This window comes from Halomonas sp., assembly GCF_052095765.1.
In the GTDB taxonomy this organism is placed as follows: Bacteria; Pseudomonadota; Gammaproteobacteria; order Pseudomonadales; family Halomonadaceae; genus Halomonas.
Genome location: NZ_JBQDJZ010000015.1, coordinates 24,773 through 38,606 on the forward strand (window position 1 = coordinate 24,773; position 13,834 = coordinate 38,606).

The window sequence follows — 13,834 nt, forward strand, 5'->3', positions numbered from 1 at the left end:
GGTGCCGACTTTTGAATAATTTAGTCTACATCGCCGCCATCTGGCAGGCTGTTTTCATCAGACTCATTTTCCATGTCCTTGATACGCCGCTGACTCTGATCTTTGCGGGTACGCTTTTTGCGCGGATCGAAGCGGTCATCGGAGTCATTATCGAGGGCCTTGGGCTGCCCAGCGGGGCTGCCATCGATAGTGAAGTCCTGCTCCATGACGCGCAGGTTGGCGGGCGGCGCTGAGCCTGTCTTGTCTTGGCCGAAGTACAGGTTCATGTGCGGGAACGGAATTTCGATACCCGCCGCGTCGAAGCGCATCTTGACCAGGCGGTTGTAGGCGCGCCCCACGGCCCACTGGTCGCCAGGGGTGGTCTTGAGGACGACCCGGATGTTCACGGCGCTGTCGCCAAGCGAGGTGACACCCGGGATATCGATGGGTGCCAGCAGCTTGTGGCCATGCGCTTCACTGACTTTCAGGTCCTCGAATGCCAGCTTGAGGTGCTCAACCGCATCATCGATGCTTTCACGATACGCGATGCTGTACTCACCCACGTGGTTGCCGTATTCACGCATATAGTTCGAGACGGTATCCACGCTAGAGAACGGGATCACATGGTACGTACCGCTGAGATCGCGAATGCCTACCGAACGGATACTCAAACGCTCAGCGGTGCCAGTGATGCCACTGACCGTGACGACATCGCCGACGTTCATGGCGTTTTCTATCTGAATAAAGATGCCGGTGATGATGTCCTGGACCAGCTTCTGGGCGCCAAAGCCTATGGCCAGGCCCAGTACCCCAGCACCGGCAATCAGCGGGCCGATATTGATGCCGATCTCTGACAGCACGATCATCGCCGTCATGGTCAGCAGAGCGATCGCTAGGGCGTTGCGAAACAGCGTCAGCAACGTTTGTGCCCGGGCTGAGGGAATCTCGTGGCCGGCATCGGGGTTCAGCTTGTCTTCAATCAGGCTGGCCAGGCCAATCCACAGGCAGGCTGCAACCACCAGGATGGTGATCAGACTGGTCAGCTTTCCGGTCAGCTTGCTCCCTGCCTCAGAGGCGTACCAATCTGACAGGCTGAACGGTGTCCAGGCGTCTAGTACCAGCAGGAAAACGACAATCAGAATCAGTATGCGGGCTATTCGCAGGCCTGTGGGAACATAGCTGTTGAGGCGTGGCTCCAGCAGTGGCAGCCGGGCACACAGTTCTTCCGACAACTTGATCCGGCGGCCAATGATCTGGGTAAGAAACCGTGAGACCAGCATGCCTACCAGTACTGCGATCAGCGTCTGTGCCGTGGCTTTCATTACAAACGCCAGGGCGTCTTCCGGGCGGGTAAGCGTTAATACCAGCACCAGCGTGAAATAGGCCAGCGCAAACAGGTGCCAGATGCGGGCAAACAGCTGAAGCGATACACGACTTGCCGTCATGGTGGTCTGTTTGGCTGAGTGGTTGATCGCATCGCGTATCTTCTTGCGGTTGACCAGCACCACCGTTACGGCATAGACATAAGTGCCGATCATGATCAGGGTGCCAACATTGGTCCCCAACGTCGGTGACAGGTAGGCATTGATCAGTGGTACTACCACCAGCAGGCCGTAACCGGCCAGGCCGATCAGGCGAGCGACCCAGCGATTCCAGTAGGACGCCTCGGCGGTGGAAATGTGCAACAGACGAAGCCCCTCATAATGCGAGGCGAACAGGACGCGTACGCCCACTTTGAGTAATTCAATAATCAGAAATGCATTGAGGAACAGTGAGGCCCTTGTCGACAGTTCTCCGCTTTCTCCCAGCGCGAAGGTCGCTACCAGGTTGCCACCCACATAGGCCAGCCCGACGATCAGCGCATCAACCAGAGCAGCAACTGCCACACTGATAATCAGCCTGATCATCGGGTAAAGGCCATGGCCATTGATCGACCACTGGCTGAGCAGCATAAACAGGCGACGTGTCAGGCGTCGTATGAAGAAGAACAGGCCAAACGTCACCAGCACCACGATACCGAGATTGACGCTTGCAGAGGTCAGTGTTTCGATGTCAACGCTTGCTTCATCGATCAGGCCATTGCGAAACAGGTTGCCGACGACGTTGATCGCCTGGCTGCCGTGGTCGGTCAGCTCGCTGACCACCTTGCTGGTGGTTTCGGCCAGCTGGCGCGGCAGTGTAGCCTCCTCGTCCTCTGGCAAGGCATCGCCAGCTTGGTGCTGGGTTTTCTCGGCCGCTCCCCGTAACTGATCGATTAGTTGTTGCCGGGTGTCTGGGTTCTCAATCATCTCAGCCAGAGCGGCATTGGCCGCTGGTGGCTCAGAGTCTTTATCAGCAGACTGCGCCATGGCTGGCTGCGCCAGGCTTACTATCATCAGCATGGCGATCAGCCAGCCGAGCAAGAGGGGAAGTGGTCTTGTGAAATGCACGCAAGGGCCTCCGTGGCGGGTGTTGTCTACGGGTAAAGTGTCTCACAAAGCAACCCCATCAACAGTCTGGAAGTAGTGCTCTGGTGCCCGTATTCTAGTTTCAAAGCAGGGGACATTAAAGAATGTCTAGGGTACAGGCATTAAGAGTAAATGTCGGCGTGTAGACCACTGGTAGGCGTTAAAGTGCTATCAGCCTGGCTGTAAATCATGGCATGAGCTTGGAGTTGGCATGGGAATGAGTGTGCTGTCATGGATGGCGATTGCCGTGGGTGGTGCCTTTGGCGGAATGTTACGTCTGGCTGTCAGCGAATTGTGTGCAAGTCTGTTTGGCGCTGCTTTTCCGTGGGGTACTCTGGTTGTTAACGTAGTGGGAAGCTTTGCAATCGGTGCACTGGCCGTCTGGCTGCAATGGCCACTTGGCCATACGCCGGCCGGAGCGCTGTTGATGATGGGTGGGCTTGGCGGCTTTACGACGGTGTCGTCATTCAGTCTGCAGACACTGTCATTGTGGCAGGGCACGCACAGTACTTGGGCTTTTCTCAATGTGCTGCTGACGCTGGTGCTGGGCATTGCGGCTGCTGCACTGGGCTGGTGGCTTGTCAGCAGCATGGCTGAGGGTGGGCTATGACCGGCTGGCGCGGCTATTTGGAAGTCGGCGTTGGCAGCGCGCTGGGTGCCTTACTCCGCGTTCTGGTCGGTCAGGCGGCCATCCTGGCCCTGGGCAGTGTTTTTCTGTGGGCAACGCTTGCCGTCAACGTGCTGGGTTCATGGTTGATAGCCGTCTTTGCCGCGCGAGCGACCTATTACCCGCATGGCGTCAGCGCACGCTGGTATCCCCTGCTGGCGGTCGGCTTCTGCGGTGGTTTCACCACCTTTTCGCTGTTTGGGCTCGAAGTCGTTTATCTGCTCGATACCTCAAGGCCTTTATGTGCCGCTGCCTACGTACTCGGTAGCGTAGCGCTGTGGCTGACTGCCGCCTGGCTGGGGCAGCTGAGCGCCCGGCCAGCCAGGTCCTAACGCCGCTGCGTGACGGAATTGCGGCACAAGTGCTTCTAAAGAAAACGTTGTATATTGTTGTTTTTAAGACGTCATAGCTGGCGTCGCCAGCGGTTTTCGAGGGTGTCGAGCTCCGCCGGTCCGTAGATCGCTTGTGCGTGCCCGCGATAGTGGGCCCATAGCTGATCGCCGTAGTCGAAGTGCCACCATTCGCTGGGCAGGTTGGTGAAGCCTTGGGCGTGCATGGCGTGATACAGCAGACGGCGATTGTCGCGGGCCTGGTTGTGAGGCTGGGTTTCCAGTGCGGCGGCGTGGGAGGCGGGTATGGCTTCGTCGAACAGGGTGCCCATGTCCAGCGGCAGACCGTCTGCATCGCACAGGGTGGCATCTACCGCACCGCCGGTCAGGTGCGGGCTTGGGGCCTCGGGAGAGCGGCTGGGCAACGAGACGAATTCCCGGGTGCGTTCGAGCAGCGCAGGTTCGTCGATATCCGGGTTGGCGTCGCGAATCGCTTCTGACAGCGTTTCGAACAGGTATTGCTGTACCCGCCAGGGCCGCCAGCCGTCGAGCACCAGCAGCGTCAATCCCTCGGGCAGTGAGCGGGCCACGGCCAGCAGGCGACGATACACGTCTTCGCGCAGGTAGCACTCGTTGATCGCCCCGGGAACCTCCATACGCGCGTAAGCGGGAAACACTCGGATCGGCGGTGGCGCCAGACTCATTGGCACCAGCCGCTCTTGGGAGCCGGCAATCGGGATCTGCGACAGCCTGGGCCAGTCGGGCTCGGGCATTGACGGAATCGGAGTTGATACCCACTGCGCGGGGTCGGTCATGACGTTATCCAAGAGTCGTAGGAAGCCACAGGGCCAGTGAAGGGAACAAAATCAGCGCTACTAACACCGCCAGGGCGGTGATGACGAAGGGCCAGATGGTGCGAAATAGCGCGGTAATCTCCAGTCGGCTGACCGCTGCAGCCACATAAACGCAGGCACCCATGGGCGGGGTAATCAGCGCGATGGTGATGTTCAGGGTGATGATAATGCCCAGGTGCACCATGTCGATGCCAGCCAGCATGGCGATGGGGGCGAAGATCGGCGTGAGTAGCATCAGTGCCGAGACTTCTTCCATGAACATGCCGGTGACAAAAGTGATCAGACTCAGCAGCAGCAGAATGATCACCGGGCTGCCGATGTAGGGCGTCAGCAACTCGACGAACTGGTTGGGCACCTGGGCGTAGGACAGCAGCCAACTGACGGTGCTAGAGGCCGCCATGATGACAAAAATCGCCGCAGTCAGTCGTGTAGTATCGACAACCGCCTTCCACAGATCATCTAGCCCTAGGTTGCCGGCCACTATGCCGTAGAGCGCCACGTAGAGTGCGGTGAGCGCACCGGACTCGGTCGGCGTGACCAGCCCCATGACGATACCGGCCACGATGATGAACGGTGCAATTAGCGCCGGTAATGCGCCGAGTGCGGCTATCGCCAGCTCGCGTTTGCTCGGCCAGCCGCCGCGCTTGGGTAACTGTACGCGCCAGGCATGTACGGCATTCATGACCATGAAGGCAGCGCCCAGCAGTAGACCGGGAATCACCCCCGCCAGAAACAGGTCGCCGACCGAGGTGTTGGTCAGCGAGGCGTAGAGAATCATGAAGATGCTGGGCGGGATGATTGGCCCGATCAGTGAGCTGCCGGCGGTCAGTCCGGCAGCGAAGGCGGTGGAGTAGCCTTCTTTGCGCATTGCTGGTACTAGTAGTGAGCCCAGCGCGGAAGTATCGGCTACCGCTGAGCCGTTGACGCCGGCAAAGAATACGCTGGAGACCACGTTGACGTGACCCATGCCGCCGCGCAGGTGGCCGACCAGCAGCCGTGCCAGCCCCATCAGGCGGTCGGTCAGCTTGCTGGCATTCATCAGGTTACCGGCTAGGATGAATAGCGGGATTGCCATCAGCGAGAAAGCGTTAATGCCGCCGAAGAACTGCTGCGGCATCATCCGTGGGATCATGTTCAGGTCGACGAACAGGAAGCCAACCACAGCGGTGGCTAACAACGAGATGAACAGCGGTAGCCCTAGCAGCACGTGAACCAGGAAGACTGCCAGCATGGTCAGCGTCATGGCGTTGTCTCCGGATCAGTGTCTGAGGCGTCATCAGCATCGTCAGACTCGTCGTGGAGTATTGGCAGCGGTCTGGGGCCGTGGCAGATTGCCAACAGCGCCAGCAGGGCGAAGCCAACCGGCATCGCCATCATCGGCACCGTGCGACTGATACCAAGCCCGTGGCTGGTAAACATCGACACCGACTGAGCATAGCGGTAGCTGATCCAGGCGCCGGCCAGCGCAATTGTCAGGGTCAGCAACCACTGGTACCAGGACAGTAGCCGCCCAAGCGCCCGGGGCAGCAGCCGTTCGATCAGCGCCACGCGCATGTGGCCGCCTTCAATCCACACCACACCCATGGCCAGCATCACTGCGCCGATGATCAGGTAGCGGGCCAGCTCATCGGTCCAGATTGGTGCACCGCCGGCTACGTAGCGGGTGAACACGCCGTAAAGAATGGCCAGCAGATCAATGGCCAGCATGCTGCTGGCGATCCACAGGGAGAGTCGCCGGACCAGCGCAGCCGGCCACTGCAGGAATCGGGTCATTAGTGTTTCTCGATAGCGCTTTTTAATAGAGCTTTTTGGCAGAACGGGCGCTGACAGGGCATCAGCTTAGGTGTTCTGGGAAGCGTAGGCCAGACTGGCGTTGCCGGCCTGGCCTACCGTCATGTGACGTTGCCGTTATTTGGCATCGTCGTCACTATTACTCTCAAAGCCTGCATCCTGCAGGGCTATGTCGATGTACTTCTGGGCGATATTCTGCCCGCCTAACCAGTCTAGATAGGCGGGTTGGCCGAGCTCGCGGAAGGCGGCAAGCTGCGCTTCGTCGGGACGGATCACCTCCATGCCGTTTTCCTCGAGATAGGCGATGCGCTCATCCACCTTACTCTCGTTGTATTCCCGCGCCTTGTCGTTGGCCTCCTGCACCGCTTCGAGGAAAGCCTCGCGCACGCCATCGTCCCAACCGTCGATCATCGCCGCATTACCGACCAGGAACTGGTCAGAATATTGGATATTGGCCAGGGTCAGGTACTTCTGCACTTCATTCAGGCTGCCGAGGATGATGTACATCGGTGGGTTCATTTGGCCGTCGGCGACGCCGGTCTTCAGGCCCATGTAGGTCTCGGTCCAGGGAATCGGCGTACCGGAGGCGCCGAATGCCTCATAGAGCGCAACCTGGCTCGGGTCCATGGCGCGAAAACGCAGGCCTTCGAAGTCGTCTGGTGATGCAATCGGCCGCTTGTTGTTGGTGAAGGCCAAAAAGCCGCCTTCCTCAACCACCGCAAGCAGCTCCAGCCCTGCACGATCGCGCAGATCGTCTTGCACCTGTTGCCAATACTGGCCCTCATCGAAGAAAGTGCGGGCGTCGTCGAAGTCGTCGAACAGGAACGGTATCGCGCTGACGAAAATCTCCGGCACCACAGGTGACATGCCGGCAAAAGAGGCGACGTTAAGCGAAGGACTGCTCATCACCTGCTCCATTCGCTCCTGCTCCTCGCCCAGCATGCTGTTGGGATACAGCTTGAGTTCGATCTCACCGCCGGTCTTTTCCTCCACTAGCGCTTCGAGGTTGGTGGCAAATACATGCACCGCGTTCTTGTCCGGATCGGGCGCACCGTTGTAGCTCAGATTAATTGTTGTTGCGGCCTGGGCCGCGCCCAGCAGCAGCGGGCTCAGCAGCATCGCAGCAACTAGGGGTTTGAGGTGAGAAGCCGTCATGGAATACTCCCAGGGTAAGGTTGTGGTTATTGGATTGGGCAGATCTCACCGAGATTAGGTCGAGACCTTCTTATAATCAATATCATGACGGGTTATACGTGGAATTGGTACAAACGCCGTCTTCTTTGGCTGAGCCGTATACCGTCAACGAATAAGATTTTTGACATAGATGTTTCGCTATTGATTCTATTTGATCATAAGCTGGGCATGGGGCTATGATGGAAATCGTGTTGATTAGCCAAACTCAGGAGCCAACGATGTCACTACGCATTAATGCAACCGTGCCGGATTTTGAAGCGCAAACCAGTCAGGGAAATATCCAGTTTCACGACTGGATTGGGGATAGCTGGGCGATCCTGTTTTCTCACCCCAAAGACTTCACGCCGGTATGCACCACTGAGTTTGGCGCGGTCGCCAAGCTCGACGCCGAATGGAAAAAGCGTGACACCAAAGTGATTGGCGTGTCGGTTGATGGTGTGGAAGAGCACCAGGGCTGGATCAAGGACATTGAGACATACAGCGGTAGCGACGTGGGCTTCCCGATTATTGCCGATGAGGCGCTCAAAGTGTCCAAGCTGTTTGACATGCTGCCAGCTGAAGCCTATTTGCCAGATGGTCGCACCCCGGCTGACAGCGCCACGGTGCGCTCAGTGTTTATTATCGGGCCTGACAAACAGCTCAAGCTGTCAATGACATATCCGATGAACGTCGGGCGCAACTTCAGCGAGATTCTGCGCGCCCTCGACGCGTTACAGACGGCAGGCGAGCATAATGTCGCTACACCCGCTGACTGGACCGTTGGCGAGGACGTGATCATTCCGACGAGTGTTTCCAATGATGATGCCAAAGCCAAATTCGGCGAGTTCGAGGCACCGCTACCTTACCTGCGGACGGCTAAGCAGCCCCGGTAAGCTTAGTGCATCATGGTTGAGACGAAAAACGCCGCGCATATGCGCGGCGTTTATTTTGCTTAAATTACTTTACCTTCGGATCAAGCTCGCCGCGCTCGTAGCGCTTGAACATCTCTTCAAGACTGATCGGCTTGATCTTACTGGCGTTGCCGGCGGCGCCGAAGGCCTCGTAACGTGCGATACAGATATCTTTCATCGCGGTGACGGTGGCTGACAGGTACTTGCGCGGGTCGAACTCGGCAGGGTTCTGGGCCAGAAAGCGACGAACCGCGCCGGTGGATGCCAAGCGCAGGTCGGTGTCTATGTTGACCTTGCGCACGCCGTGCTTGATACCTTCGACGATTTCTTCAACCGGGACGCCGTAGGTCTCGGGAATGCTGCCGCCGTATTCGTTGATGATTTCAAGCCATTCCTGGGGTACGGAAGAAGAGCCGTGCATGACCAGGTGCGTATCGGGGATGCGCGCGTGGATCTCCTTGATGCGTTGGATAGACAGCGTATCGCCGGTGGGTGGCTTGGTGAACTTGTAAGCGCCATGGCTGGTGCCGATGGCGATAGCCAGGGCGTCAACGTGGGTTGCCTTGACGAACTCGGCGGCCTCTTCCGGATCAGTGAGCAGTTGCTCCATGTCCAGCTTGCCCTCGGCGCCGACGCCGTCCTCTTCTCCGGCCATGCCGGTTTCGAGGCTGCCTAGGCAGCCCAGCTCGCCTTCGACGGACACGCCGCAAGCATGAGCCATCTCAACGGTGCGACGAGTAACGTCGACGTTGTAGTCGTAGTCGGCAGGCGTCTTGCCGTCTTCCTTGAGCGAGCCGTCCATCATCACCGACGAAAAACCCAGCTGGATGGAGCGCTGGCAGATGGCTGGGCTGGTGCCGTGATCCTGGTGCATGACCACCGGGATATGCGGGAACTCTTCAACGGCGGCCAGAATCAGGTGACGCAGGAAGGGTGCCCCGGCGTACTTGCGCGCTCCAGCCGATGCCTGAACGATCACCGGGGAGTCGGTTTCGTCAGCGGCTTCCATGATGGCGCGCATCTGCTCGAGGTTATTGACGTTAAAGGCCGGTATGCCGTATTCGTACTCGGCGGCGTGGTCCAGCATCTGGCGCAGGCTGATCAGTGCCATGAAATCACCTCTTTGCGTATGGGGTGGCGAAAGATGCCACCTCTTTTCGTGTTTGTGTGCGTTTACTCAAGCTGCACGGCTGTTAGTTGGCCGCCGCTTCAAGCGCCGCGACGGCTGGTAGCGTCTTGCCTTCCACGTATTCGAGGAAGGCGCCGCCGCCGGTAGAGATATAGGACACCTGGTCGGCAATGCCGTATTTGTCGATAGCCGCCAGGGTGTCGCCCCCGCCGGCAATTGAGAAGGCGTCGCTTTCGGCGATGGCTTTTGACAGCGCCTCGGTGCCGCGACCGAACTGGTCGATCTCGAAGACCCCAACCGGACCGTTCCACAGGATTGTGCCGGCGGCCTTGAGCTGCTTGCCCAAGCGCGCGGCGGTATCGGGACCGATATCGAGGATCATCTCGTCATTGCCCACCTGATCGACGGGACGCACCACGGCGACGGCGGCGTCTGAAAACTCGGTGGCCACTACCACATCAGTGGGCAGCGGGATATCCACTTTGGCCATCAAAGCCTTGGCTTGTTCAATCAGGTCGGCTTCGTGCAGCGATTTTCCGATGTTGTGGCCCGCTGCAGCGATGAAGGTGTTGGCGATGCCGCCGCCGACAATTAGCTGGTCGCATTTCTCAGACAGAGTGTTGAGCACGTCGAGTTTGGTTGACACCTTGGAGCCGCCGACGATAGCCGTCATGGGGCGTCTTGGTGTGGCAAGGGCTTGCTCCAGCGCAGCCAGCTCGGTAGCCAGCAGCGGCCCCGCGCAGGCGGAGGGAGCGAAACGTGCTACACCATGGGTCGATGCCTGGGCGCGGTGAGCGGTGCCGAAGGCGTCCATCACATAGATATCGCACAGTGCAGCATATTGACGTGCCAGATCTTCGTCGTCGCCCTTTTCGCCGGGGTTGAAGCGCACGTTCTCAAGCAGCACCAACTCGTCATCACCCACCTCGACCTGCTGGCCGAGGTAGTTCGTTACTAGGCGTACCCGGCGATTGAGCAGACTGCCCAGGTGGTCGGCCACTGGCGCCAGCGAAAACTCATCAGCGGGCTGGCCTTCGGTGGGGCGGCCCAGGTGGCTCATAAGTAGCACTTTGGCGCCGCCGTCGAGGGCTGCCTGAATTGTCGGCAGGCAGGCACGCAGACGCGCATCGCTGGTGACCTTGCCGTTCTTGACGGGCACGTTCAGGTCTTCACGGATCAGCACGCGCTTCCCGCGAAGGTCGAGCTCGGTCATCTTACGCACATTCATTGAATCGGGATCCTTGTCGATTGAAAGCTGAGAAAGATGTCTGGACGCGGTTCAGGCATACGCGGTGTGTCAGGTACAAGAGGACGGCTCGTCCATGGCAGCCAACCGGATCGCCACATCGAGCATGCGATTGGCGAAGCCCCACTCGTTGTCGAACCAGCACATCAGTTTGATCAGACGTCCGCCAGCGACGCGTGTTTGTGTCGCATCCACGATACCGGAGCGTGGGTCGTGGTTGAAGTCGATCGAGGCCATGGGTTCTTCGGTATAGCCGAGCAGACCGGCCAGCCGCGAGGTGCTGGCTTCGCGCAGCAGGGCGTTGACGATTTCGGCGTTGGTCTCGTTTCGCACGCACAGCGATAAATCCATGGCCGAGACGTTGATGGTCGGCACGCGTACGTGCAGACACTCGAAGCGCCCATGTAAATGGGGCATCAGGCGGTCGATGCCCAGCGCCAGACCGGTGTCTACCGGCACGATGGAGTGCATTGCCGAGCGCGTCAGGCGCAGGTCGGTTTGGTGGTAGGCATCGATCACTGGCTGATCGTTCATCGCCGAGTGAATGGTGGTGGTCACACCATGCTCGATACCCAGTGCTTCGTCGAGCACCGTGAGCACTGGCACCAGGCAGTTAGTGGTGCACGAAGCCGCTGAGATCACGCGATGCTCCGGATTCAAGTCGCTGTCATTGATGCCGGTAACGATGGTGGCATCAACGTCACTCTCGGCGGGCTGGGAAAACAGCAACCGCCTGGCGCCAGCCTCCAGGTGTAGTTCGGCGCTGGCGCGATCCTTGAAGCTGCCCGAACACTCCAGCACCAGATCAATGTCCAGCTCCCGCCAGGGCAGTCGCGCTGGCTCCAGCTCTGAGATCACCAGAATCGAATGGCCATTGATGATCAGTGTGTCGGGGCCGGTCTCCACCGTGGTCGGAAAGCGGCCGTGGGTGGTGTCGTAGCGGGTCAGGTAGGCGATAGTATCGAGGCCGGACAGCTCGTTGATGACCACTATTTCAAGCTCGGGGTCCGCCCGTTCGACCAAGGCACGCAGGACGCACTGGCCGATGCGACCGTAACCGTTGATGGCGATGCGTAGTGCCATGGAGCGAGGCGCCTCTTGCTGGCTAATGAGAATGAGTTCGGCATTCTAGCGCAACTCAGCCAATGAGTCTCGACAGTGACCAGACGAGCGGCAGCAGCAGGGCGGTGAATACGCCGGTCAGGCTCATGCCCAGCGAAGCGAAGGCACCGGCACAAGGGTTCAGATCGAAGGCGCGCACCGTGCCGATAGCGTGGCCATTAAGGCCCAGCGCGAAGCCGATGATGCGGTGGTCCTGAATGCCCATGCGCCGAGCCAGCGGCTCGGTAATCAGCGTTGCCATCACGCCGGTGACCAGCAGGCCACCCATCATCAGCGGTAACGAGCCACCGAGTTGGTCAATGATGCCGATGGCGATGGGCGCGGTGACTGACTTGGGTGCTAGCGATGCAAGTACCTCTGGCGTGGCGCCCAGCAACCAGGCGATCAGTACCGCATAAGCACTGGCCAGCACGGCGGCGACGGGTAGGCTGAGTAGCAGCGCTTTCCACAACTTCAGGATGTGGCACTTCTGTTGATAGAGCGGAACGCCTAAAGCGACAGTGGTCGGGCCGAGTAACAACGTCAGCCAGCTGGCCCCTTGGTGATAGTTTTCGTAGTTGATTGACAACCCCCACAGCGCGATGGCAGCGACAATGGCTGCCACCAGCACCGGTGGGCACCAGGAAGGGCGTCCGAGGCGTGTGAATACCCAGATACCAACCAGATAAGCAGCCACGGTTAGGAAGATGGCCAGTACCGGTGAGCTGACAAGCGAGTCCATAAGAACGTTGGTGCGCTCGTTCATGGCGTCTGCTGCCAGGTGTCCGGGTCTTCACCAGGGTCGGGTGCGGGCATCAATCGACGCATCAGCCACAGTGTGCTGGCCACGCTTAGTAGGGTACCAAGGGTGAGCGCGCCAACCACGGCAAGCCATTGGCCGGCGAACTCGTCGGCAACGAAGAACACGCCAATCACGCCGGGCATGATCAGCATCGCTAGCAGGCCGATCAACGGCTGGCTGGCTGCGGCGATATCGGTGTTCAGCTGTCCGCGGAGGATAAAAAAAAGCGTCAGCAGCAGTAGGCCGGTGACGCTGGCGGAGAAGGGCAGATAAAATAGCGGAACCACAATTTCGCCGACCAGCAAAAATCCCATCAGCCACAGAAAACCACGCAGTTCGGCCAAAGTGACCTCCTGGCAATTGGCGTCAAGTGTCAGCCCTGCTGGCTGACAGAAACGCCTTGCTCGGCAAATACGTCCTGCGCCACGTTGAGGGCATTCAGTGCCCGCGGGAAGCCGACATAGGGGATCAGATGCATGATGCAGCCAGCGATTTCATCGGCGGTTAGACCAACGTTCAAGCCGGTTACCACGTGCATGCCGATCTGCGGCGTACCTTGGGCGACCAGTGCAGAGATAGTTGTCAGCACTTTCTGCTTGTTATCGAGCCCTGGGCGGGCATATACGTCGCCAAAGGCGAACTCTACCACCATGCGGCTTAGATCAGGGGCAATGTCTTTGAAGCTTTCACCGATCTCCATGTGCCCGGTCGGGTTGTTCGCGTCCGCGACGGTCAGCTCTTTCAGCTTATCCATGCCTTTCTGGTAGCGATCAGTTGTCAATGCTATCTCCTATTGTCCGTAAACTGTTGTCTGCAAGCTATCAAGAAAGGGGCTCGACAATTGCCGGCCCCTCTCTATCTAGTGATGCACTGTTGCGGTCTGTGTCGGCCCGTTGAGATCTACCGTCAGCCCTTGGTGCTGCCCAGCAGTTCTTCGGCGGTAGCGATCAGGTTCTTTATGGTGAAGCCGAAGTGCTTGAACAGATCATCCGCCGGGGCGGACTCGCCAAAGCTCTCCATGCCGATAATGCGGCCTTCCAGGCCCACATACTTGTACCAGAAGTCGCGGTGGCCGGCTTCGATGGCGATGCGTCGGGTAACGTCGGTCGGCAGTACGCTTTTGCGATAGGCGGCGTCCTGGGCGTCGAACACGTCGGTGGCTGGCATCGATACCACGCGTACCGCACGACCTTGCTCGGTGAGAGTGGCCGCGGCGCTCATGGCCAGGCTGATCTCGGAGCCGGTGGCAATCAGAATCAGCTCAGGTGTGCCTTCACAGTCCTTGAGGACATAGCCGCCGCGCTGGATATCCGCCAGCTGCTGCTTGCTGCGCTGTTGGTGCGGCAGATTCTGGCGCGATAGGATCAGCGCGGTAGGGCCGGACTGACGCTTGATCGCGGCGCCC

Annotated in this window: 15 protein-coding genes; 3 read left to right on the plus strand and 12 right to left on the minus strand. The window is 59.1% G+C overall.

Going from position 1 to position 13,834, the window contains the following annotated elements:
- Positions 1 to 20: 20 nt before the first annotated feature.
- A complete protein-coding gene (locus tag ACTH3D_RS03615) occupies positions 21 to 2,360 on the minus strand; it encodes a mechanosensitive ion channel domain-containing protein (protein ID WP_441665370.1) in 2,340 nt (779 codons plus the stop codon).
- Positions 2,361 to 2,643: 283 nt separating this feature from the next.
- Between ACTH3D_RS03615 and crcB the strand changes: the two genes are divergently transcribed.
- Positions 2,644 to 3,036: a fluoride efflux transporter CrcB gene (crcB, locus tag ACTH3D_RS03620; RefSeq protein ID WP_441665338.1), complete on the plus strand. Its 393-nt coding sequence runs from the start codon at positions 2,644 to 2,646 to the stop codon at positions 3,034 to 3,036.
- The gene (locus ACTH3D_RS03625) at positions 3,033 to 3,425 is read left to right on the plus strand and encodes a fluoride efflux transporter FluC (RefSeq protein WP_441665340.1); all 393 of its coding nucleotides are present in this window, start codon (positions 3,033 to 3,035) and stop codon (positions 3,423 to 3,425) included. The genes crcB and ACTH3D_RS03625 overlap by 4 nt, the downstream gene beginning before the upstream one ends.
- 71 nt (positions 3,426 to 3,496) lie before the next feature.
- Here the strand turns inward: ACTH3D_RS03625 and ACTH3D_RS03630 are convergent, their stop codons facing one another.
- From ACTH3D_RS03630 to dctP, 4 genes are all read right to left on the minus strand, one after another.
- Positions 3,497 to 4,237 carry a M15 family metallopeptidase gene (locus ACTH3D_RS03630; RefSeq protein ID WP_441665342.1) on the minus strand — a complete coding sequence of 247 codons (741 nt, stop codon included), beginning with the start codon at positions 4,235 to 4,237 and terminating at the stop codon, positions 3,497 to 3,499.
- 4 nt (positions 4,238 to 4,241) lie between these two features.
- Complete coding sequence (locus tag ACTH3D_RS03635; RefSeq protein ID WP_441665344.1) at positions 4,242 to 5,519, minus strand: TRAP transporter large permease; 1,278 nt, start codon at positions 5,517 to 5,519, stop codon at positions 4,242 to 4,244.
- Entirely contained in the window at positions 5,516 to 6,049 is a 534-nt protein-coding gene (locus ACTH3D_RS03640) for a TRAP transporter small permease (RefSeq protein ID WP_441665346.1), read from the minus strand. Before ACTH3D_RS03640 ends, ACTH3D_RS03635 begins: the two co-directional genes overlap by 4 nt.
- Before the next feature lie 135 nt (positions 6,050 to 6,184).
- Positions 6,185 to 7,222, minus strand: coding sequence for a TRAP transporter substrate-binding protein DctP (dctP, locus tag ACTH3D_RS03645; RefSeq protein ID WP_441665348.1), 1,038 nt, complete (start codon positions 7,220 to 7,222; stop codon positions 6,185 to 6,187).
- 257 nt (positions 7,223 to 7,479) lie between these two features.
- On the opposite strand from dctP, the gene ACTH3D_RS03650 reads away from it, so the two are divergent.
- The gene (locus ACTH3D_RS03650; protein ID WP_441665350.1) at positions 7,480 to 8,133 is read left to right on the plus strand and encodes a peroxiredoxin; all 654 of its coding nucleotides are present in this window, start codon (positions 7,480 to 7,482) and stop codon (positions 8,131 to 8,133) included.
- Between the two features lie 64 nt (positions 8,134 to 8,197).
- On the opposite strand, the gene fba is transcribed toward ACTH3D_RS03650, so the two are convergent.
- The 7 genes from fba to ACTH3D_RS03685 all read right to left on the minus strand — a co-directional run.
- Positions 8,198 to 9,262, minus strand: coding sequence for a class II fructose-bisphosphate aldolase (gene fba, locus ACTH3D_RS03655; RefSeq protein WP_441665352.1), 1,065 nt, complete (start codon positions 9,260 to 9,262; stop codon positions 8,198 to 8,200).
- 82 nt (positions 9,263 to 9,344) lie between these two features.
- Positions 9,345 to 10,508, minus strand: a complete 1,164-nt coding sequence (locus ACTH3D_RS03660) for a phosphoglycerate kinase (RefSeq protein WP_441665354.1) — start codon at positions 10,506 to 10,508, stop codon at positions 9,345 to 9,347.
- Positions 10,509 to 10,577: 69 nt separating this feature from the next.
- Positions 10,578 to 11,609, minus strand: a complete 1,032-nt coding sequence (locus ACTH3D_RS03665) for a type I glyceraldehyde-3-phosphate dehydrogenase (RefSeq protein WP_441665356.1) — start codon at positions 11,607 to 11,609, stop codon at positions 10,578 to 10,580.
- Between the two features lie 55 nt (positions 11,610 to 11,664).
- On the minus strand, positions 11,665 to 12,393 hold the full coding sequence (locus ACTH3D_RS03670) for an LrgB family protein (protein ID WP_441665358.1): 729 nt from the start codon (positions 12,391 to 12,393) through the stop codon (positions 11,665 to 11,667).
- On the minus strand, positions 12,390 to 12,773 hold the full coding sequence (locus ACTH3D_RS03675; protein WP_441665360.1) for a CidA/LrgA family protein: 384 nt from the start codon (positions 12,771 to 12,773) through the stop codon (positions 12,390 to 12,392). The genes ACTH3D_RS03670 and ACTH3D_RS03675 overlap by 4 nt, the downstream gene beginning before the upstream one ends.
- Positions 12,774 to 12,802: 29 nt before the next feature.
- Positions 12,803 to 13,210 (minus strand): carboxymuconolactone decarboxylase family protein, encoded by a 408-nt coding sequence (locus ACTH3D_RS03680; RefSeq protein ID WP_441665362.1) that lies wholly within the window; start codon positions 13,208 to 13,210, stop codon positions 12,803 to 12,805.
- Between the two features lie 125 nt (positions 13,211 to 13,335).
- Positions 13,336 to 13,834, minus strand: a 499-nt coding sequence (locus ACTH3D_RS03685) for a transketolase-like TK C-terminal-containing protein (protein ID WP_441665364.1), incomplete at its 5' end; no start/stop codon positions are given.